Origin of the sequence: Pantoea sp. Ft-CA_14, from assembly GCF_024520875.1 — a bacterium.
GTDB classification, from domain to species: Bacteria; Pseudomonadota; Gammaproteobacteria; order Enterobacterales; family Enterobacteriaceae; genus Pantoea; species Pantoea agglomerans.
In genome coordinates this window covers 103,814-124,214 of record NZ_JALNPM010000009.1, presented here as the reverse complement: position 1 = coordinate 124,214, position 20,401 = coordinate 103,814, and the positions used below count along the sequence as shown (strand labels likewise).

General features: G+C 52.9%; 23 protein-coding genes and 1 pseudogene. 13 read left to right on the top strand and 11 right to left on the bottom strand.

Annotated elements, in window-relative coordinates; all coding sequences use genetic code 11:
• Positions 1–29 precede the first annotated feature (29 nt).
• The 7 genes from tyrR to pspA form a co-directional block, all read right to left on the bottom strand.
• Positions 30–1,595, bottom strand: coding sequence for a transcriptional regulator TyrR (tyrR, locus tag NR195_RS14800; protein WP_256844657.1), 1,566 nt, complete (start codon positions 1,593–1,595; stop codon positions 30–32).
• 336 nt (positions 1,596–1,931) lie between these two features.
• Positions 1,932–2,993: a YcjF family protein gene (locus tag NR195_RS14795; protein ID WP_033787738.1), complete on the bottom strand. Its 1,062-nt coding sequence runs from the start codon at positions 2,991–2,993 to the stop codon at positions 1,932–1,934.
• The gene (locus tag NR195_RS14790; protein ID WP_256844656.1) at positions 2,990–4,387 is read right to left on the bottom strand and encodes a YcjX family protein; all 1,398 of its coding nucleotides are present in this window, start codon (positions 4,385–4,387) and stop codon (positions 2,990–2,992) included. Before NR195_RS14790 ends, NR195_RS14795 begins: the two co-directional genes overlap by 4 nt.
• On the bottom strand, positions 4,368–4,616 hold the full coding sequence (gene pspD / locus NR195_RS14785) for a phage shock protein PspD (RefSeq protein WP_010670225.1): 249 nt from the start codon (positions 4,614–4,616) through the stop codon (positions 4,368–4,370). The genes NR195_RS14790 and pspD overlap by 20 nt, the downstream gene beginning before the upstream one ends.
• Before the next feature lie 61 nt (positions 4,617–4,677).
• On the bottom strand, positions 4,678–5,028 hold the full coding sequence (gene pspC, locus NR195_RS14780; protein ID WP_010244595.1) for an envelope stress response membrane protein PspC: 351 nt from the start codon (positions 5,026–5,028) through the stop codon (positions 4,678–4,680).
• A complete protein-coding gene (gene pspB / locus NR195_RS14775) occupies positions 5,025–5,252 on the bottom strand; it encodes an envelope stress response membrane protein PspB (protein ID WP_010244592.1) in 228 nt (75 codons plus the stop codon). Before pspB ends, pspC begins: the two co-directional genes overlap by 4 nt.
• A gap of 35 nt (positions 5,253–5,287) precedes the next feature.
• Positions 5,288–5,953 carry a phage shock protein PspA gene (gene pspA, locus NR195_RS14770; RefSeq protein WP_010244588.1) on the bottom strand — a complete coding sequence of 222 codons (666 nt, stop codon included), beginning with the start codon at positions 5,951–5,953 and terminating at the stop codon, positions 5,288–5,290.
• A 164-nt stretch (positions 5,954–6,117) separates the two neighbouring features.
• Here pspA and pspF point away from each other — a divergent pair, with 164 nt between their 5' ends.
• A complete protein-coding gene (gene pspF, locus NR195_RS14765; RefSeq protein WP_010670227.1) occupies positions 6,118–7,119 on the top strand; it encodes a phage shock protein operon transcriptional activator in 1,002 nt (333 codons plus the stop codon).
• A 92-nt stretch (positions 7,120–7,211) separates the two neighbouring features.
• On the opposite strand, the gene NR195_RS14760 is transcribed toward pspF, so the two are convergent.
• A complete protein-coding gene (locus NR195_RS14760) occupies positions 7,212–8,447 on the bottom strand; it encodes an MFS transporter (protein WP_256844655.1) in 1,236 nt (411 codons plus the stop codon).
• A gap of 424 nt (positions 8,448–8,871) precedes the next feature.
• Between NR195_RS14760 and NR195_RS14755 the strand changes: the two genes are divergently transcribed.
• The 3 genes from NR195_RS14755 to NR195_RS14745 are packed head-to-tail and all read left to right on the top strand — an operon-like array spanning position 8,872 to position 10,177.
• The gene (locus NR195_RS14755; RefSeq protein WP_033757795.1) at positions 8,872–9,357 is read left to right on the top strand and encodes an Hcp family type VI secretion system effector; all 486 of its coding nucleotides are present in this window, start codon (positions 8,872–8,874) and stop codon (positions 9,355–9,357) included.
• Between the two features lie 3 nt (positions 9,358–9,360).
• Positions 9,361–9,777: a polymorphic toxin type 44 domain-containing protein gene (locus NR195_RS14750; protein WP_072101287.1), complete on the top strand. Its 417-nt coding sequence runs from the start codon at positions 9,361–9,363 to the stop codon at positions 9,775–9,777.
• Positions 9,755–10,177, top strand: coding sequence for a hypothetical protein (locus NR195_RS14745; protein ID WP_256844654.1), 423 nt, complete (start codon positions 9,755–9,757; stop codon positions 10,175–10,177). The genes NR195_RS14750 and NR195_RS14745 overlap by 23 nt, the downstream gene beginning before the upstream one ends.
• On the opposite strand, the gene NR195_RS14740 is transcribed toward NR195_RS14745, so the two are convergent.
• Complete coding sequence (locus NR195_RS14740; protein WP_072014594.1) at positions 10,138–10,341, bottom strand: hypothetical protein; 204 nt, start codon at positions 10,339–10,341, stop codon at positions 10,138–10,140. The two genes, NR195_RS14745 and NR195_RS14740, sit on opposite strands and share 40 nt — an antisense overlap.
• Before the next feature lie 171 nt (positions 10,342–10,512).
• Between NR195_RS14740 and sapA the strand changes: the two genes are divergently transcribed.
• From sapA to NR195_RS14720, 4 genes are all read left to right on the top strand, one after another.
• Positions 10,513–12,135 carry an ABC transporter substrate-binding protein SapA gene (sapA, locus tag NR195_RS14735; RefSeq protein ID WP_031292936.1) on the top strand — a complete coding sequence of 541 codons (1,623 nt, stop codon included), beginning with the start codon at positions 10,513–10,515 and terminating at the stop codon, positions 12,133–12,135.
• The gene (gene sapB / locus NR195_RS14730; protein ID WP_010244573.1) at positions 12,136–13,101 is read left to right on the top strand and encodes a putrescine export ABC transporter permease SapB; all 966 of its coding nucleotides are present in this window, start codon (positions 12,136–12,138) and stop codon (positions 13,099–13,101) included.
• A gap of 161 nt (positions 13,102–13,262) precedes the next feature.
• Positions 13,263–13,469 (top strand): hypothetical protein, encoded by a 207-nt coding sequence (locus NR195_RS14725; RefSeq protein WP_010670231.1) that lies wholly within the window; start codon positions 13,263–13,265, stop codon positions 13,467–13,469.
• Between the two features lie 387 nt (positions 13,470–13,856).
• Positions 13,857–14,654, top strand: a complete 798-nt coding sequence (locus tag NR195_RS14720; protein ID WP_256844653.1) for a hypothetical protein — start codon at positions 13,857–13,859, stop codon at positions 14,652–14,654.
• 221 nt (positions 14,655–14,875) lie between these two features.
• Here NR195_RS14720 and NR195_RS14715 read toward each other — a convergent pair whose 3' ends face one another.
• Entirely contained in the window at positions 14,876–15,268 is a 393-nt protein-coding gene (locus NR195_RS14715; RefSeq protein WP_256844652.1) for a helix-turn-helix domain-containing protein, read from the bottom strand.
• Positions 15,269–15,851: 583 nt separating this feature from the next.
• On the opposite strand from NR195_RS14715, the gene NR195_RS14710 reads away from it, so the two are divergent.
• On the top strand, positions 15,852–16,055 hold the full coding sequence (locus NR195_RS14710; protein ID WP_010244562.1) for a hypothetical protein: 204 nt from the start codon (positions 15,852–15,854) through the stop codon (positions 16,053–16,055).
• Positions 16,056–16,123: 68 nt separating this feature from the next.
• On the opposite strand, the pseudogene NR195_RS14705 reads toward NR195_RS14710, so the two are convergent.
• A pseudogene (locus NR195_RS14705) lies at positions 16,124–16,413 on the bottom strand (Arm DNA-binding domain-containing protein); the annotation flags it as partial.
• 173 nt (positions 16,414–16,586) lie between these two features.
• On the opposite strand from NR195_RS14705, the gene sapC reads away from it, so the two are divergent.
• The 4 genes from sapC to fabI all read left to right on the top strand — a co-directional run bounded on the left by sapC (position 16,587) and on the right by fabI (position 20,208).
• On the top strand, positions 16,587–17,477 hold the full coding sequence (gene sapC / locus NR195_RS14700; protein ID WP_010670235.1) for a putrescine export ABC transporter permease SapC: 891 nt from the start codon (positions 16,587–16,589) through the stop codon (positions 17,475–17,477).
• Positions 17,478–18,473: a putrescine export ABC transporter ATP-binding protein SapD gene (gene sapD / locus NR195_RS14695; protein ID WP_010244553.1), complete on the top strand. Its 996-nt coding sequence runs from the start codon at positions 17,478–17,480 to the stop codon at positions 18,471–18,473. It begins immediately after the preceding gene.
• Between the two features lies 1 nt (position 18,474).
• Positions 18,475–19,278 carry a putrescine export ABC transporter ATP-binding protein SapF gene (sapF, locus tag NR195_RS14690; RefSeq protein ID WP_010244550.1) on the top strand — a complete coding sequence of 268 codons (804 nt, stop codon included), beginning with the start codon at positions 18,475–18,477 and terminating at the stop codon, positions 19,276–19,278.
• Between the two features lie 141 nt (positions 19,279–19,419).
• Positions 19,420–20,208, top strand: coding sequence for an enoyl-ACP reductase FabI (fabI, locus tag NR195_RS14685; RefSeq protein WP_010244547.1), 789 nt, complete (start codon positions 19,420–19,422; stop codon positions 20,206–20,208).
• Positions 20,209–20,401: the final 193 nt, after the last annotated feature.

The following is a 20,401-nucleotide window of genomic DNA, read 5'->3' as shown; positions in this document are numbered from 1 at the left end:
TTATCCGCTTCTCATCTTCTGTTTGCCGTTTACTCGCTTTCGGTGCGCTTCTGCCCCAGACCATACTCCCGCAATTTATTCGCAATCGCCGTATGCGACACACCAAGCCGTTTTGCCAGTTTTCGGGTGCTGGGATAGGAGAGATAGAGCCGCGTCAGAATCGACCGTTCGAAACGACTGGTGATCTGATCCAGCGTCCCTTCCAGCGCCTCATCGCCCAGTGACACATCCAGTGCCTGTTCAGGCAACACGATATCCTGCGGACGCAGTTCGTAACCTTCCAGTTGGGTTAACGCCCGATAAAGCGCATTTTTAAGCTGACGCACGTTACCAGGCCAGGCGTAGCGAGTCAGAAAAGCGTTAAGTTGCGGCGAGAGTCGCGGACGCGCCATCCCCTGCTCATCCGCAAAGCGGGCAACAAACATCTCGGTCAGCGGCAGAATATCCTGCGGACGATCGCGCAGAGGCGGCAGTTGCAGCGTCAGCACATTGAGCCGGTAAAAGAGATCCTCGCGGAACTCCCCGCGCTGCACCAGCTCAATCAGGTTTTTCTGCGTAGCGCAGATTACCCGCACATTGACATGCACTTCATGCTCTTCACCGACGCGGCGGAAGGTGCCATCATTGAGAAAACGCAGCAGCTTGGTCTGCATTCTCGGCGACATCTCACCAATCTCATCCAGCAGCACAGAGCCGCCGTTAGCCTGCTCAAAAAAGCCCTTCTTACCTTCCAGCGCATTCGGATAGGCTCCGGCGGCATGACCAAACAGCTCGCTTTCGGCGACGTCGTCGGGCAGAGAGGCACAGTTCAGCGCCAGGAAGGGATTCTTGCCGCGGGCACTGCGCAGATGGCAGGCACGTGCCAGCATATCTTTCCCGGTGCCGGTGTCGCCAACAATTAGTAAAGGCGCATCAAGCATCGCCAGTTTCCGCGCCTGATCCACCACCTGACGCATCTTCGGCGTGACAGCAATGATATGGTCAAACTCCGATTCATCGGTGACCACCAGATTCTGCAACTGACGACCCATGCGGGCTGTCGACTTCAGCATCACCATCGCCCCCACTGGCCTGTCGTTCTGGCCCTCTTCGCCCGGCAGATAAATAGGACGCGCTTCCATCAGAAAATCGCGGCCCTCAATGACCACATGCTGCGCCTGCGCTTCAACCCGATCGCTCTCCAGCCAGCGCATGAAGTTGAAGCCGTTAATCAGGTTACCGGCGCTGAAGTTGCGCATCTTCTCTTCATCGAGATTAAACAGGTTCTGTGCGGCCGGATTAGCCAGTTCAACCTTGCTTTTCAGATCGATGGAGAAAACCGGATCCGGCATCGCCACCAACAGGGCGCTCAGTGCACGATGCTCGCGTTCAGAGGGCATGTACGCTACCGTGCGCACATCTGTTACGCCCGGTGTACGCCGGATTTCCGCCATCAGATTGCTGAAGGTGTCAAATTCCAGTGCAGAAAAGTTCAGGTAGATGCGGCCCAGCGCCGTGATTTCGATACCGCGTAAATCAATGTTGCGTGCCACCAGCAGATCGAGCAGTTCACGCGTCAGACCGAGTCGGTCCTGACAGAACACTTCCAGACGCATTGCGTTCGCCTTAATCAGGTTCAGATAAGACAATAATACGCTAAGTCGCGCACCTGCAGAAAGGGATCTGTCAGGAAAAGTTGACAGCTCCGGCGCGTATGGCGGACTTTTGTACTGCCCGAGAAAATCCTGATGAGTGGTCACAAATGTTTGCCGGGATGGCGCATTTTATCAGGGAGAAAAATGGAATGGCCTACACGCTGCCAGCGGATCCGGTGATCACTGATGAGTCGGGCTGTCGGGGTGAGTGTCTGGTCATCGACTCCCGACAGGTGCTGCGCCAGCCACACTAAAGAATAAAGGCGGCAATGCCGCCTTTAATTTGTCACGAGAGCGTCAGGCTGACTTATTGCCGCCCTTCTGCAACGCCTCTTTCAACTGGCCCAGCAGCTCACGACGGAAATCGCCGAGCCGTGGTTTATCCTGCTCCAGCCACGGCAGTGGACGGCACAGCTCCATCGCTTTGATGCCCAGTCTTGCAGTCAGCAAACCCGCGCCAATACCCTGCGCGGCGCGCGTGGAAAGCCGGGCGGCGATATCCTGCGACATCCAGTCCATACCCACTTCCCGCACCAGTTCGGAAGCCCCGGCAAAGGCCATGTTGAGCAGCACCAGACGGAACAGCCGGATGCGGCTGAAGTAGCCCAGCTCAATGCCGTAAATAGCCGCGATGCGATTGACCAGCCGCAGATTACGCCAGGCGATAAACGCCATATCCACCAGCGCCAGCGGGCTGACCGCAATCATCAGCGTGGCTTCAGCAGCATGACGACTAATTTCGCGCCGCGCCTGCCGATCCAGCACCGGCTGCACCAGTTGCGCATATAAACGGACAATTTCACTGTCATTGTGGGTTTCGTGCAGCGATGCATGCCAGCGCTGCAGGGCCGGATGCGCCTGATCCAGCTCTGCCTGCTGCGCCAGTTTTTCGCAGAAGGCCCGGCCTTTGCCGATGCCATGACTGTGCAGCAGCTCACGGCCCACATCCCGCTCCTCGGCGCGCTGACGCAGCTGATAGAGACGACGCCACTCGGTGGTCAGCGCACCCACACCCGCCAGGATGATCAGACCACCCGCCACGCCGCTGCCCAGTGAAAACCAGTCGCGGGTCAGCCAGGCGTCATGTGTCCACTGGACACCCTGCGCAATCACGCTGACGCCAAACAGCAGCACGCCAGCGGTCACCAGTTTGCGCCACAGGCTGCGCTTAGGTTTCAGCGCAGCCTCCACCGCCCGTTCACCTGCGCCCTCCTCTTCGACAGCGACTTCTTCATCCTGCACCGCCAGAAACGCCGCCTGCGCTTCCGCTTCAAAAGTCTGCGCCGGGCGCAGCGGCGTGGTGCTGCTCTCATCCAGCGGACGGGCAAAATCGATACGCGGCTTCAGCGGATCACTCATCGCAATTTATCTCCCAATAAAAATTCCAGCGCGGCATCCATGCGGATATGTGGCAGCGGGCGATCGACGTCAAGCTGCTGCGGCCGGAACTGTTCAAACTGAAAACCCTGCTGCTGCCAGAAGGCATTACCAGGCAGACGCGGCGGGACTTCACCCGGATAGACGGTGAGCGGCTCACCATCATCCAGCCGGTTTCCGCGCAGGGCCGGGATCTTCTCGCCCCGGTGATCGACCAGCCCGCTCTGCGTCGCCTGCACCGACGCCAGCCCGATGCAATCCATGCTAATCCCCTCAAACGCCGCGTTCTGCCAGGCATCCTGCACCAGCTGCTGCAACAGTGACACCATATTGCCGTGCTGATCGCTGGTGATGTGATCCGCCTTGGTGGCGGCAAACAGCAATTTGTCGATTACCGGTGAAAAGAGCCGACGAAACAGGGTTCGCTGACCGTAATGAAAACTCTGCATCAGCTGCGTCAGTGCCAGCCGCATATCGTTAAACGCCTGGGGTCCGCTGTTAAGTGGTTGCAGGCAGTCAACCAGCACAATCTGGCGGTCAAAACGCAGGAAATGATTTTTATAGAAACCTTTCACCACATGCTGACAGTAGTAGTTAAACCGCTGCTGCAGCATGCTGAAGTTACTGCCCTTGTCCGCCTGTGCCAGCTTAGTGAGTTGCGCTTCATCAGCCGTCGGCCAGGGGAAGAACTGCAGCGCGGGGGCGCCTGCCATATCGCCAGGCAGCACGAAGCGACCGGGCTGAATAAAGTGTAAGCCTTCAGATTTACAGCGATGCAGATAGTCGGTCCAGGCAGTGGCAATCTCTGCCAGCTGGGTTTCATCGGCGGGTGCAAGCGGGTCGAGTTTTTCGCAGAGGGTTCGCCAGGGCTTTGCCCACTCAGCACGATCGCCCTGCAGCAGACCGTTCATCTGCCGGGACCAGGCGAGATAATCCTGCGCCAGCATCGGCAGATCCAGCAGCCATTCGCCGGGATAGTCGACAATCTCCAGATAGAGTGTCGCAGTCTCTTTCAGGTGACGCAGCAGCGAATCATTGGGACGATAACGCAGCGCCAGTCGCATTTCGCTGACGCCGCGGGTGGGTGTGGGCCAGGCAGGCGGCGTGCTGTAGAGCTGTGCCAGCCCTTCGTCATAGGTGAAACGGGCCGTGCCCATGTCACGCTGGGGTACCCGCTTTACGCCTAGCAGGCGCTCATCCCGCACCACGGAAAACAGCGGCAAACGCGCGCCGCTGTGAACGGTTAAAAGCTGATTAACCAGTGAGGTGATGAAGGCGGTTTTACCGCTGCGGCTTAATCCGGTTACCGCCAGCCGCAGGTGGCGATCAACGCCACGGTTCATCAACGCCATCAATTCAGTTTGCAGTCTTTTCATCTTTCTCCCTGATGAAGCGCGATGCCACCCGGTTCATCACGCGTTTCAGCAATGGCTCAAGCGCCACAGCCAGCAGCAGACGTAACGGGCGTCGCGCTACCGATTTCACTGCCCAGCCAGTGACACCGGCGGGACCGTAGGTAACAGCATTAATAATGATGAATTTAGCGGCCGACTTCAATGCAGGTGCCGCGCGGTGACGAAAAGCAGTGGATCGCGAAAAAGACATCAACACCTCCATTGAGTAAGCGAACGGGCCTGAAACAGGCCCGGCAATAACAGTAGCAGAATCAAATCTGGCGGAAGCGGCTGCGCACGCTGAAGGTTTCAGACGTCACATAGCGTTCCAGGTCGCGCACGCTGCGCTCATCCCGTTGCAGGGTGCTCTCCAGCTGATCCAGCAGTTCACTGGCGCTGGGCTGGCGCTCAGTCTGGGAGGCAGAGGCGGGTTTCACATCCAGTACAAAACCCAGCACAAAGTAGGCGATCACCGTAAAGAGAAACAGGCCAAAGAACAGTGATAACACCACGATGACACGCAGCAGACGAACCGGGATATCGAGATACTCTGCCAGGCCTGCGCAGACACCCATAAATTTCCCTTCATCTGGCTTGCGCCACAACTTGCGTCCTTTAATCATGGCTGCCTCCAGTTTGGATGTTCTGCGTCCAGAATCGCTTCCAGCGCGTCAATACGTTCGCGCATCCGCTGCGCGTCCTGGGTCACGCGCTGCAGGCGCTGGATTTCGCTTTGCGACAGTTCCGAACCGCCGTTGCGTTTGTTGTTGTAATGCAGCCATAACCAGATCGGTGCGACAAACAACACGAAGATCGTTAACGGTATGGCGAAAAAAAGTGCGCTCATTGACTCTCCTTAATCACTTATCGCAACGTCGATGATTACTCACTGCGGTTCATTTTGGCTTTCAGCGCATTAAGCTGCTCGCTGATTTCATCGTCCGCTTTCAGGTCAGTAAACTCCTGGTTCAGCGTCTTTGGTTTACCAAAACCGTGGCTTTCTGCTTCCGCTTCCATATGGTCGATGCGACGTTCAAAAGATTCAAACCGGGCCATTGCTTCATCGATCTTACCGCTGTCCAGCTGACGACGAACATCGCGTGATGAAGAGGCCGCCTGATGACGCAGCGTCAACGCCTGCTGGCGGGCACGTGTCTCACTCAGTTTTTTCTCCAGCTCGCTGATTTCGCCTTTCATGCGCTCCAGCGTCTCTTCAACATGACCCACCTCCTGTTTCAGGGAGGCGATAAGATCGGTGAGTTTCTGTTTTTCAATCAGCGCCGAACGGGCCAGATCATCTTTATCTTTGCGCAGCGCCAGCTCCGCTTTTTCCTGCCACTCAGCCTGCTGAATCTCAGCCTGATCAATACGGCGTGACAACTGTTTCTTTTCAGCCAGTGCGCGTGCAGAGGTGGAGCGCACTTCAACTAAGGTGTCTTCCATTTCCTGAATCATCAGCCGGACCAGTTTCTGCGGATCTTCCGCACGCTCCAGCAGGGAATTAATGTTGGCATTAACGATGTCGGCGAAACGAGAAAAAATACCCATAATGATGTTCCTCTTTTAATGTTTTAAAACGTGAAGCCCTGCTGAGTTTATACAAAATGCGTGCCAATTTTATAATTTATTGATTTTTATAATATTTTAAATTTTACAGCCTTTCCCGCTTGTTTTAAGATAGTCAAAATGATTAAGGGGTGGCGAAATTCATCATGACAGGCACTAGCGATAATCTCCTGGGGGAGTCGAACAATTTTCTTGAGGTGCTGGAGCAGGTTTCCAAACTGGCTCCCCTTGAGAAACCGGTACTGGTGATTGGCGAGCGTGGAACGGGCAAAGAGCTGATCGCCAGCCGACTGCACTATCTCTCTGACCGCTGGCAGGGGCCGTTTATCTCGCTGAACTGTGCCGCGCTGAATGAAAATCTGCTCGATTCTGAACTGTTTGGTCATGAGGCTGGCGCCTTTACCGGCGCGCAGAAGCGCCATCTTGGCCGTTTTGAACGTGCTGACGGCGGCACGCTGTTCCTGGATGAGCTGGCAACGGCACCGATGCTGGTTCAGGAAAAGCTGCTCAGGGTAATTGAATATGGACAGCTGGAGCGGGTCGGCGGCAATCACTCCCTGCAGGTAAATGTGCGACTGGTCTGTGCGACCAACGAAGACCTGCCCGCGCTGGCGGCAGCGGGAAAATTCCGCGCCGATTTGCTGGATCGTCTGGCCTTTGATGTGGTGCAGTTACCGCCACTGCGCGAACGACGCAGCGATATACTGGTGATGGCCGATCATTTCGCTATCCAGATGTGTCGCGAGCTCGGCCTGTTACTTTTTCCCGGCTTTACCCCACGGGCACAGCAGGCTCTGCTTGATTACCACTGGCCCGGCAACGTTCGCGAACTTAAAAATGTGGTGGAGCGCTCGGTCTATCGTCATAACAGCAGCGAGCAGCCTCTGGATAATGTGATTATCAACCCGTTTGCTTCACGCCCTGAACCGATTGCTGTCATCCGGACCAGTCAGGAGGCGGATAGCAGCGCGCTGCCTGCCCTGCCGCTGGATCTGCGTCAATGGCAGAATCAGCAGGAGCGGGATCTGGTAGAAGCCAGCCTGCAACAGGCACGTTATAACCAACGCCGTGCGGCTGGCTTATTAGGCGTCACCTATCATCAGTTGCGCGCAATGATGAAGAAGCACGATATAAAAGCAGAGAGTTAATTAACGCCGCCCCAACCTATGATTTTTCTCTGCTTTGTGAATTAACAACCCGGTATAAACCGGGCTGTTTTTCACGTTGAGCCACCTATCCATTATGTGTTGTGCGACTTAGTCCCCATTTTTTCAGGTTGCCTGATGGCAGGAACCAGACCGACGCCAGCGGTAGCCATCACCACGGCCAGTGCTGACATCAGCAATACAGCACTCATACCAAAGTGTGTTGCCAGCGGACCCGCGACCAGTTGTCCAAAGGGAATGGCGATAAAGGAACCCATCGCATCATAAGCGTACACGCGAGCCAGCTTATCCGGTGGGATATGAGTCTGTAATGAGTGCGCCCAGGTTACGCCGAACAGGCCCAATGACATGCCAGCAATGAAGAACCCTACTATCAGCAGTGCTGCTGACGCATTCTGGCTCAGCATAAATATTGGGAGTGCGTAAAGACCTGCCAGCATCGCGCCAATCAAGAGATCACGACGTGGATGCCATTTCATAGCCAGAAATGAACCTGCAATTAAACCCGCGCTATGGGCGGCCACAATTATTCCCCATCGCGCCCGTCCGAAAGAGGCGTCGGCAATCATCGGGCCAAGTACCACCACAATGCCATTAAAAGCGACGTTGATAATGGCGAACTGAAGGACTATCGACCAAATCCAGCTTCGTCCGGCGAACTCTGCCCAGCCTTCTTTGATATCGCGCAGGATATTGCCTTGCGAAGCCGCGGCTTTACTCGATTTCACACGGATCAGGAAATAGAGCGGCGCGGAAACGGCAAAACCCATCGCATCAATTGCCAGCCCCCAGCCCGGCCCGACAGCGCTGGTGATAATTCCCCCCAGCGATGCCCCCATTACCGTACCGCCATAAATCCCGAGCTGAATTAACGCGTTAGCCTGACGCAAATCCGTTGCAGGAACTACCTGCGGAACCAGCGCAGACGATGCAGGCAGTGCGATGCCTGCCGCCGCACCATTCAAAGCACCCAGCAAAGTCAGGCTAATGACGGTTGCTGAGCCATCAAGCACAGACCAGGCGACGATAGCCTGAGAAACAGCGGCAACTACTGCCGATGAAACTAATACCCGACTGCGTGAGTAGCGATCGGCGACAACACCGCCCACCAGCAGGAAAAGCACGTTACACAGTGAACGGGACGCAACCACTATCCCTAAATCAGAAGCAGACCCGCCAATATCCAGTACCGCAAAAGCTAGCGCAATGGGTGCAATCCCATTGCCCAGCACGGTGAACAGGCGTCCAAAAAAGAGATAGCGAAAGGATGTATGCTGAAAAGCCTGAACGTTTTTTTGGAATTTATTCATTGCCAGGAAGTGGGTGACCAGAAGATGAGCTTATAGTACCTGCGTTTTTGTAAAAGTTAAGCGCGATATTACACTTTCCAGCGTCAGATACATCGAATGCATGCGGATATAAACACAATCTATAATTCAAGGGATTACATGATTTACTCTTCTGAGTTTGAATCTTAACTAAATTAATGATACCAATACCCATTAATAGTTGAAGTGGCTTTTTAATCAGATTTACAGCAATTAATTGAATAATCCATTTCGCACTACATAACCATGGTGTGGAAAGACCCCAGCCATTACATATGAAATTATTAAATATTGATCTTTATCATTATGCCTTCGATTTTTTTAATATGCACTTGAGGTTTATGCGAAGCCAGCATTAACTATCCTCCAAAAGGAATATAACTTAACCCATTAAAGGATTTTTAATATGGCTATTCCAGCATATCTTTGGCTGAAAGATGATGGTGGTGCGAGCATCAATGGTTCAGTAGATGTTAAAGACCGAGAGGGAAGTATTGAAGTTACGGGTTTTTCTCATAACTTAAGACTGCCGACTGATTCTATGACAGGCAAACCCACAGGGACAAGAAAACATGCACCCATCATCGTTCAAAAAGAATTCGATTCATCTTCGCCCTACCTTTATAAAGCAGTGGCAACTGGACAAACATTAAGGTCAGCCGAGTTCAGATGGTACAATATCAACTACGCAGGTCAGGAAGAAGAATACTTCAACATACTACTTGAAAATGTCAGAATTGTCGGTATTTCGCCTATTATGCATGACACTAAAGACCCTGAAAAAGAAAAACATAATCATCTTGAATGCGTTGAGTTTGCTTACGAGAAAATAACCTGGAAGCATTGTGATGGTAACATTATTTTTTCAGATAGCTGGAATGAAAAGGCATAAATCATGAGATATCCTGCCTTAGCGGCATCTCCCTCTCCTCCTTATGATATTCTATCATTTACTCCAGCTGGAGTTTCGTTGATAAACAATATGATGGTTGCACGTTTTCACAGGGGACCCTCAGCCCTGACATATGTCTGGTTTTATAACCAGGTTAAAGGACATGGCCCATGGGATTATAAATTTCAACATGGGAGCCAATATGAACATTTTGGTAATTTTCATTATGGTGCTGTGGGGCATGCCGCTGGAATAAAAGACGCTGTTCTTCTTCGCGCAGCCGGTTGGGCGCAAAACCGGGCCGGAACCCGCAGAGAGGAATTTGATGTCTGGTATGGCGCAGCGCCTTTTGGAGATGACCCTGACGATCAATACTGGATAAGAGCAGGGATAGATTATGCAAAACGTTCCGGTTTTTAAAAAGCGCACGCTGGTTCTGATGCTGATGACTATTGTCTTTGCAGGCTGGCGACTTTCGCAGATATCACCGCTTGAACAGTCGATCATCAGGAAAGTTAACGTCAGCAGCCGGATTAACCTTTACATCACCGAAGCCAGTGCGGGTGCCACAACTGCCTTCTCATACCGTTTTTATCTTTATGATGCATCCCGAAGCGATGAATCTTTTAAAGAAAGTCTGAACGACGACGTAAAGCCTTTCCTGATCACCTCAGATGGTGACGTCTTTCCTCGGGTTCGTGATAAGGCGGTATATTTGACGATAAACGGCGAGATTTTCGCTTTCCACAATTTGCCTGGTATTCGCATCAACGAGGAGCCCTATTCCGTCCCGGTCTTCCTCACCGCTTCACCACTTTGATCCCCTTTGCTTGCAATCCCTTCCCCGTCCAGGCAGACATGCCACTCTGCAAAAGCCAAAAAAAAGCCCGCCAACAGGCGGGCAACGATACTGGAAGCAATGTGAGCAATGTCGTGCTCTTCTTCGGCAGAGCTACCGTCGAAGCGCAGATGAATAATAATCATTCTTATTATCATCTGTAAACAAGTTATTGAGAATTTTTCTCATTACCACACCTTCTGTACGCTCTTTTTACCGCCGCGATGATGAAAATCAGTCTGGCAGCGGTTGCAGGTTTTGGGACAATGCCCGCTTTGCGATACACTCTGTTTAATGCCTCAAAATCGTTGAGTTCTATGTCAAAACTAATATGTTCGCTGTTGCTGAGTCTCAGCGTGTTGAGTGCCCCTGCGTGGTCAGCGCCTGCGGGTGATATCCGCCAGACCGGCTTCGTCTATTGCGTCAGCGGGACGCTGAACACCTTTAATCCGCAGATGGCCAGCAGCGGGCTGACTGTCGATACTCTGGCGGCACAACTCTATGACCGCCTGCTGGATGTCGATCCTTACACCTATCGTCTCAAGCCCGATCTGGCGTCCAGCTGGGAAGTGCGCGATAACGGCGCAACGTATCGCTTTCATCTGCGCAGCGGCGTGCAGTTTCAGCAGACGAATCAGTTCCGCCCCACCCGGGCGCTGAACGCCGACGATGTCGTTTTCAGCTTCGCCCGGATGTTTGACCGCAATCACCCCTGGCACAACGTCAATGGCGGCAACTATCCCTACTTTGACAGTCTGCAATTTTCAGACTCCGTGCAGAGCGTGAAGAAAATCGATAACAGAACGGTTGAGTTCAGGTTAAACAGCCCGGATGCGTCGTTCCTGTGGCACATGGCGACCCACTATGCACCAGTGCTGTCGAAAGAGTATGCCGACCAGCTTACCGCGCAGGGCCGGCAGGAAGAGATGGACAGACAACCGGTTGGCACCGGTCCTTATCAGCTCAGTGAATACCGTACCGGTCAGTACATCCGCCTGGCGCGCAATCCTCACTACTGGAAAGGGGTGCCGCGTCTGCAACAGGCGGTGATCGATCTCGGCTCGGGCGGCACCGGGCGGCTTTCCAAGCTTCTGACCGGTGAATGTGACGTGCTTGCCTATCCCGCAGCCAGCCAGCTCACCATCCTGCGCGATGATCCGCGCCTGCGGATGACGCTGCGTCCCGGCATGAACATCGCCTATCTGGCCTTTAATACCCGCAAGCCGCCGCTCGACCGCCCTGAGGTGCGTCACGCGCTGGCGCTGGCGATCAACAATGAGCGGTTGATGGAGTCGATCTATTACGGCACCGCCGAAACCGCCGCCTCGATATTACCTCGCGCCTCATGGGCATATGATAATGATGCGCGCATCACCAGCTATGATCCGGAGAAGTCCCGTGCCGCACTGGCGGCTCTGGGCATCAGCGATCTGCATCTGCGGCTGGTGGTGCCTGCCGCGTCGCAGTCGTGGAATCCCAGCCCGCTGAAAACCGCCGAACTGTTGCAGGCGGATCTGGCGCAGGTCGGCGTCCGGCTGACCATTGTGCCGGTTGAGGGCCGTTTTCAGGAGGCGCAGCTGATGGCGATGAATCATGATCTGACACTGTCAGGCTGGGCCACCGACAGTAACGATCCAGACAGTTTCTTCCGGCCGCTGCTCAGTTGTGCGGCGATTCGCTCGCAGACCAATTACGCGCACTGGTGCTCGCCGGCCTTTGACGAAACGCTGCAGAATGCGCTGTTATCACAACAACTCTCTGGCCGCATCGACAGTTATGACAAAGCGCAGCAGATTCTGGCGCAGGAGTTGCCGGTGCTGCCGCTGGCATCCTCGCTACGACTGCAGGCGTTTCGTCATGATATTAAAGGGCTGGTCCTGAGTCCGTTTGGCAACGCCTCGTTTGCCGGGGTTTATCGTGAAAGCGATAAGGAAAAGTAAGTGATTATCTATATTTTGCGGCGCCTGCTGCTACTGATCATTACCCTGTTTCTGCTGTCGCTGGTGAGCTTCAGTCTGAGCTACTTTACACCTGACGCCCCGCTGGAAGGCGCGGCGCTCTCGGACGCCTGGTGGTTCTGGTTTAAAGGGATGCTGCAGTTTGATTTCGGCGTCTCCAGCACCAACGGTCAGGAGATTGGCCTGCAATTGCGTGAAGTTTTCCCGGCCACCATGGAGTTGTGCATCCTGGCGTTTCTGTTCGCGCTGCTGGTCGGGATCCCGCTGGGGATCTGTGCCGGCGTGATGCGCAATAAATGGCAGGACAAAACCATCAGTGCGCTGGCGCTGATTGGCTTCTCTGCGCCAATTTTCTGGCTGGCGCTACTGCTGACGCTGTTCTTCTCGCTGACGCTGGGCTGGCTGCCGGTGTCCGGTCGTCACGACCTGCTCTATCCGGTGCAGAGTGTCACTGGCTTTGCGCTGATTGATGCCTGGATGAGTCCTTCGCCCTGGCGACATGAGATGATAATCAGCGTCCTGAACCACCTTATTTTACCGGTGCTGGTGCTGGCGATGGCGCCGACGACGGAAGTGATCCGCCTGCTGCGCAACAGCACCAGCGACGTGATGGACAAAAATTATGTCAAAGCGGCGGCCACGCGGGGTCTTTCGCCGTTTACCGTGATCCGCCGCCACGTGCTGCATAATGCGCTGCCGCCGGTGATCCCGCGTCTGGGTCTGCAATTTTCCACCATGCTGACGCTGGCGATGATCACCGAGATGGTCTTTAACTGGCCGGGTCTGGGGCGCTGGCTGATCAACGCGATTCGCCAGCAGGATTACGCGGCGATCTCCGCTGGCGTGATGGTGATTGGCGGGCTGGTGATTCTGGTCAATGTGATTTCTGACGTGATTGGTGCGGCCATGAATCCGCTGAAACATAAGGAATGGTATGCCCTCCGCTAACGCTCAGGGCGCTAAGGGCGCTAAGGCAAAACATAGAATAAACATATGACTTTTGTCTTTCAGAAGTCGTGCTGCAAGCAGGCATTGATGTACACGAATATTGTTCCTGCAGAAACCGATTTAAGTTCGAAGCGTAAAAATTAATGAGGAGATGAACATTTATGGATGAAGTTGATCTGGCACAGGAGCGTGAAGAAGCGCATCTCGCTGCCTCTCTGGCAGCTCGTAAGGCCAAACTTAGAAGCCCGAACGGCTTATGCATCTGGTGTAAAGATGAGCCCGTAGTGGCTGAAACTGCTTTCTGTTCAAGCGAGTGTGATGAGGATTATCACAAGCATCGCCGGGAGCAGAGCCAGCGGATTGTTTGAAAGAGAATGAAGTCACCCGGTCAGGCTATTATGCGGGTGACTCAGATAAACTTGACATAAATGTCAGGCAGTCCTCACAAATATAAAGCAATAAAACGACATCGCTTGATAGATTCTTGATATTTCCTTGCCTTTACGTTGATAAAAAAAATACATAATGCCCTGATTAAAATGTCACAGCAGAGACCATCTGTCCGGAATTAGTGACAGGAAAAAATAGCATAGGGTGGCTGACATTCAGGAGCCATCTTTTTAACTCGATTTATAAGAACAACTATCAGGTTTAACATTTTATATGAGCCACTTCAAAAGAATGCTTTACGGCTGGGAAAAATCCGACGCTGGCATTTATGAGCACTGTTTTACCGTTTTGGCGGGAGTGTTAATATGCATCCTGACGTGATCAGGTTTTTCTCATCTCGCACAGGTCATGAGGCAACGTATTTTCATAAAGAAAAGCAAGGTGGCTATATTGCCGCGTATGCCCTGCTGGATCATTCACGGATAGGTGTCGATCAATGGAAAAAATTTCCGCTATCTTATGATGAGATCATGGTGCCGGCGGCTAAAAATACCACGATGCTTTTCCCTGAAAGAACCAATAAAATGTCACATTTCAACAAGCACAACTTCATAAACATTAACTTTTCTTTTGCCCGAAAAAATAAAGTATGCTTTGTAAAAAAGAGCTATTCAGTTAAAACAGAAAAAAATCGCCGCAACGAATACAACCGGTTCATACGTGCGGGTGGCCGCTGCTGTGATATGAATCAATTCAGCCCTGAAGAGCTGGCAGACTATTATATCTTCCTTTTTAAATCTCGTTTTTCTGACAGCGTAACCTGTTATTCCAGGGAGAACCTGATCACGCTTATCAATGCCATGAAAAGGATGCTCTTCGGCTATATTCTTTTTGTAGGGAACGAGCCCTGCGCGATGGATCTGCTCTTCATGGCTGAGAGTGAACACATTATCTATTTTGATGTGCCAAACGGCGGCGTTAACATGAAATATTCGGACCTTAGTCCGGGTAGTTTACTTATGTGGAAAAACATTGGTGCGGCAAGGGACTACTGTAAGCAGACGGGCAAAGAGATGAGGCTTTCAATCGGTTCACTTGATAAAGAATGGACGTATAAGCTTCGCTGGGCGGATGCGCACTCCACGGGAAAAACAATTTTTTAATCTTTCAGGAGAGGCTGGCTTATTTTCTGCATCGGAGCGGCTGGAAATAAGCACAAAACCGCCGAATCCTGAAATGCCAGGCATCAATGAAGGGTGTTAAAAAAAACGTTTAATCTCAGGGCCGGTTTTAATTTTTATGCATCACTGTCCTTCCCCGCCGTCCTGTAGATAATAATTTTCTGCGGATACAATCCGGTAAACCTACGGCATTACGTAAGCTATTAACCTCTGCCTGAAAATGGTGTCATCGCTGGGGAAGCAGAGAGAGTTTTTATCTGATTTTTTTTTGCAGCATCAGTGACTCGCCAGATGCCAGGAGGCATACCAAAATGTCGCGAGAAGGCGCGCGTGAACGTTTGCTGTGAGTCGTAGTTGAACTGATCAGCTACCTCTGCAATAGTGGCTTCAGTAAACCTTAAACTCAGCGAGGCCGCCTGCATTCTGGTGTTATTAATATATTTCCCGAGGCTGACTCCGCAATGTTTTGTGAACATTCTGTTAAGGTGCCATTTTGAATATCCACTTTTTTTAGCAACTTTATCCAGGCTTATTTTTTCATCCGCATGATCATCAATCCATTTTATTAATTCATTAAAGAAGTTTTTATCTGTCATGCCATCCCCCTTTTGCGTTTTTTGCGGTCTCTTTTAATTCAAATCCATTATCACACAAAATTTAATTCTATATTGATCGTTTGCAATTCCCTTGTCTAAGCTCCTTTCATTTTATTCTCGTCACCGATTTATCTCCTTTAGTAAAAGGCTCTATCTCAGCACGAGACTATCCCCTAAAGTCATCAATGAACAATCAGGAAATGATGAAGAATCTGTCAACGTTGCACAAAAAGTGATCTCTGTTGAGGCGAACGTCTTAGGTGTTGGATTATCCGTCTTCCGTGGATGATCTACGGTGTATTACTCATGCAGCATCATGAACGATTTCCGGTGCGGGTTACGGCAGGGTTTCAGTAGTGAGCCATTCGCGCATAGCATCTGCACCTGAAATCGCCAGGCGGGTATGCGTCCACAGCGGTCTGAACACCGGGACACCTGAAGCCAGCCGGTAATCGCGCATAATATCGGCATGAAGTAATCCACTGAGATGCCTGATATTTTCAGGATAGGCTAAAATTCTTTATGTAAGCGTCAGCAACAAACCTCGCGGTAACGACGCGGTTTATCAGAAAGAGGACGAAAAATGAAATTCGCTGTAATTTTTGAAGATACCGGCGTTGAAGAGGAACATGAGTTTGACACCAAACCTGTTGCCGGAGATTTAGTGACGTTAACGCGCGATGGGATAGGTAAAGATTATATCGTGATCATTGAGCCGGATCCTGACCACACCCATGACGATGGGCCTGATGGACACCCGACAAAGGCCAGGGTCCGGCCAGCGTAGCCTCCGCTAAGATCTAATCCGCCGCCCAACAGGGCGGTTTTTATTGCCTGTTATCCGGAGGTGAATATAACTTTTTTCAGGCTGTTCAGGATGATATGCCGACGCGGATCATAACCCTTTGCAATCCAGAGCCGAAATTGCTGACGCCGTTTCCTTGCCTGTAACAGGGATATCGACGGATAATCCCCTGTAGACAGCTGACGGGTTAACCCTCCCAGCGATAACGGTAGAAAAATGTCACGCCGCCTCGAATGGAGAGCCTGACATTCAGTCCGGACGAGTTGAAGATAACCTCTGCTTTGTCGCGGCGCTTACCCAGCGCTTTCCTGAGCTTAGTGTCTGTCTGCAATGTGTACATCTTCTTTGCTTCTTTACGTCTACGCAGAGGCGTACACAAAACACATAAATTAACGCTACTCAGAGTCAGCCATGATAAAGAAACATAAAGCATGTCCTCAGGATAACCCTCTGATATGAGTAATTTTTATAAAGAAATGTTGTCCGAACTCAAGCACAATAAAGTGAAAGCGTATGCCCTCCGATAATATTTACGCCGAAAAACGCCTGCCCAGCGCGTTTCGTCAGAGCTGGCACCATTTCTATGGCAACCCGATTTCGATGGTCGGGCTGTATGGCTTTGGCGCACTGCTGCTGCTCTGTCTGTTTGGCGGGCTGATAGCGCCATACGATATCGATCAGCAGTTCCTGGGTTATCAGTTGCTGCCGCCGTCCTGGTCACACTACGGCGATGTCTCCTTCTTTCTCGGCACTGACGATCTGGGTCGGGATGTGCTGAGCCGCCTGCTGAGCGGTGCGGGCCCGACGGTGGGTTCGGCGATTCTGGTGACACTGTTCGCCACGCTCGGCGCGCTGGTGCTGGGCGTACTGGCGGGCATGACGCATGGCATACGCTCGGCGGTGATGAACCACGTTCTGGACACCCTGCTCTCTATTCCGTCGCTGTTACTGGCGATTATCGTGGTGGCGTTTCTCGGACCACGACTCGAGCATGCATTGCTGGCGGTCTGGCTGGCGCTGATTCCACGTCTGGTGCGCGAGATTTACAGTGCCGTGCATGATGAGCTGGAAAAAGAGTATGTGGTGGCGGCACGTCTGGACGGTGCCAGAGGCCGCAACATCCTGCGCTACGCCATTTTGCCTAACATTTTACCGTTGCTGATCACCGAAATTACCCGCGCGCTGTCGATGGCGATTCTGGATATTGCCGCACTCGGATTTCTCGACCTGGGCGCGCAGCTACCTTCGCCCGAATGGGGAGCGATGCTGGGTGATTCGCTGGAGCTGATCTACGTCGCCCCCTGGACCGTTATGCTGCCGGGTGTGGCACTGATGGTCAGCGTATTAATTGTTAACCTGCTCGGTGACGGCATCCGTCGCGCCGTCGAAGCGGGAGTGGAATAAATGCCGTTACTCGATATCCGTAATCTGACCATTGAATTTATGACCGCTGACGGGCCGGTCAAAGCGGTCGATCGCGTCAATCTGACGCTGGGCGAAGGTGAAATCCGTGGCCTGGTCGGTGAGTCCGGCTCCGGTAAGAGTCTGGTTGCCAAGGCGATCTGCGGCGTAACTAACGATAACTGGCGTGTCACCGCCGATCGCATGGTATTTGATGATGTCGACCTGCTGCGCCTGTCGTCGCGCGAGCGCCGCCGCATTATCGGACATAACGTCTCGATGATTTTTCAGGAGCCGCAATCCTGTCTGGATCCCTCTGAAAGCATCGGTCGTCAGCTGATGCAGGTGATCCCGCGCTGGACGTATAAAGGTCCGTGGCTGAAACGCTTCTGGTTCTGGCGCAAAACCCGCGCCATCGAACTGCTGCATCGCGTCGGCATTAAAGATCACAAAGATATTATGCGCAGCTTCCCCTATGAGCTGACCGAAGGCGAATGCCAGAAAGTCATGATCGCGATTGCGCTGGCTAATCAGCCGCGTCTGCTGATTGCCGATGAGCCGACGAATGCCATGGAACCCACTACGCAGGCGCAGATTTTCCGCCTGCTGAGCCGTCTGAACCAGAACAACAACACCACCATTCTGTTGATCAGTCATGACCTGCGCACCATGAGCCAGTGGGCGGACCGTATCAACGTGATGTACTGTGGTCAGACGGTAGAAACCGCCCAGAGCGAAGATTTAATGAGTACGCCGCACCATCCTTATACTCAGGCGCTGATTCGGGCGATGCCCGATTTTGGACGATCCCTGCCGCACAAAAGCCGTCTCAATACTTTGTCAGGAGCGATCCCGTCGCTGGAGAGCCTGCCGATTGGTTGTCGTCTGGGGCCACGTTGCCCTTATGCGCAGCGCAAATGTATTGAAACGCCACGGCTTACCGGCAGCAAAACGCATCTTTATGCCTGTCATTTCCCGCTGAATATGGAGGGCCAGTAGCATGGAGACCCTGCTGGAAGTGCGCAACCTGAGTAAAACCTTTCGCTATCGCACCGGCCTGTTCCGCCGTCAGCACGTTGAGGCGGTGAAGTCGGTCAGTTTTACCCTACGCGAGAGGCAGACGCTGGCGATTATTGGCGAAAACGGCTCCGGCAAGTCCACGCTGGCGAAGATGCTCAGCGGTATGGTCGCCCCTACCGAAGGTGAGATTCTGATAGACGATCATCCGCTGACCTTCGGCGATTATGGCTATCGCAGTCAGCGCATCCGCATGATTTTCCAGGATCCCTCAACCTCACTGAATCCGCGTCAGCGCATCAGTCAGATCCTGGAGTTCCCGCTGCGGCTTAATACCGATCTCAGCGCGGAGGATCGCGAAAAGCGCATTATCGCCACCCTGCGTCAGGTGGGATTACTGCGCGATCACGCCGGCTATTATCCGCACATGCTGGCACCCGGTCAGAAGCAGCGTCTGGGGCTGGCCCGCGCGTTGATTTTGCAACCCAAAGTGATTGTGGCCGATGAAGCGCTGGCCTCGCTGGATATGACCATGCGTTCCCAGCTGGTGAATCTGATGCTGGAACTGCAGGAGAAGCATGGTATCGCATACATTTATGTTACCCAGCATCTGGGGATGATGAAGCACATCAGCGATAAGGTGCTGGTGATGCATCAGGGCGAAGTGGTCGAGCGCGGCGGCACCGCTGATGTACTGGCCTCCCCGCTACACGATCTGACCCGACGACTGATCAGCAGCCACTTTGGCGAAGCATTGAGTGCTGAAGCCTGGCGGCGAGAGCGTTGATTTTTGCTGCATATCGCGGAAATTGCGGGCCGATTTACCTGATTTATGAGAGACGTGCTAGAATCCGCACGTCGATTAACGTCGGTCGCTCACTTTTTAATCATGCGGCCGCCAACTACAATGACCATAAGGATTACAGCTATGGGTTTTCTTTCCGGTAAGCGCATTCTGATTACTGGCGTTGCCAGTAAACTTTCCATCGCCTACGGTATTGCACAGGCGATGCACAAACAGGGCGCAGAACTGGCTTTCACCTACCAGAACGACAAATTAAAAGGTCGTGTGGAAGAGTTTGCCAAAGATTTGGGTTCAGACATCGTGCTGCCATGTGACGTAGCCGAAGATGAGAGCATCAAATCTCTGTTCACTGAACTGGCAAAAACCTGGCCGAAATTTGACGGTTTCGTTCACTCTATCGGTTTCGCCCCTGGCGAGCAGCTGGTTGGCGACTACGTGAACGCCGTTACCCGCGAAGGCTTTAAAATCGCGCATGACATCAGTGCTTACAGCTTCGTCGCGATGGCCAAAGAGTGCCGCGAGATGCTGAATCCACACTCTGCGCTGCTGACCCTCTCTTACCTGGGTGCTGAGCGCGCGATCCCGAACTACAACGTGATGGGTCTGGCGAAAGCGTCGCTGGAAGCCAACGTGCGCTACATGGCAAACGCCATGGGCCCGGAAGGCGTGCGTGTTAACGCCGTTTCTGCCGGTCCAATCCGCACCCTGGCAGCATCAGGCATCAAAGATTTCCGTAAGATGCTGGCACACTGCGAAGCGGTCACCCCGATTCGCCGTACCGTTACCATCGAAGATGTCGGCAACTCAGCAGCATTCCTCTGCTCTGACCTGGCTGGCGGCATCACCGGTGAAGTGGTACACGTTGATGGCGGCTTCAGCATCGCCGCAATGAACGAACTGGAACTGAAATAAGTTCTGCAAGGGCGAGCCTGGCTCGCCCTTCTCTTTGCTCCCGCCTCGCCCTTCCTGCCTGATTTTGCTGCCGTTATACCGTAACGCTATTAATTATCACCGATCAATCTTTTGCCCCGGACTGGCCATCAGCGACGATAAGCCTGCCCTTCGGTTTATGCACATTTTCAGATTCTGCCGCCTGCATACCGAA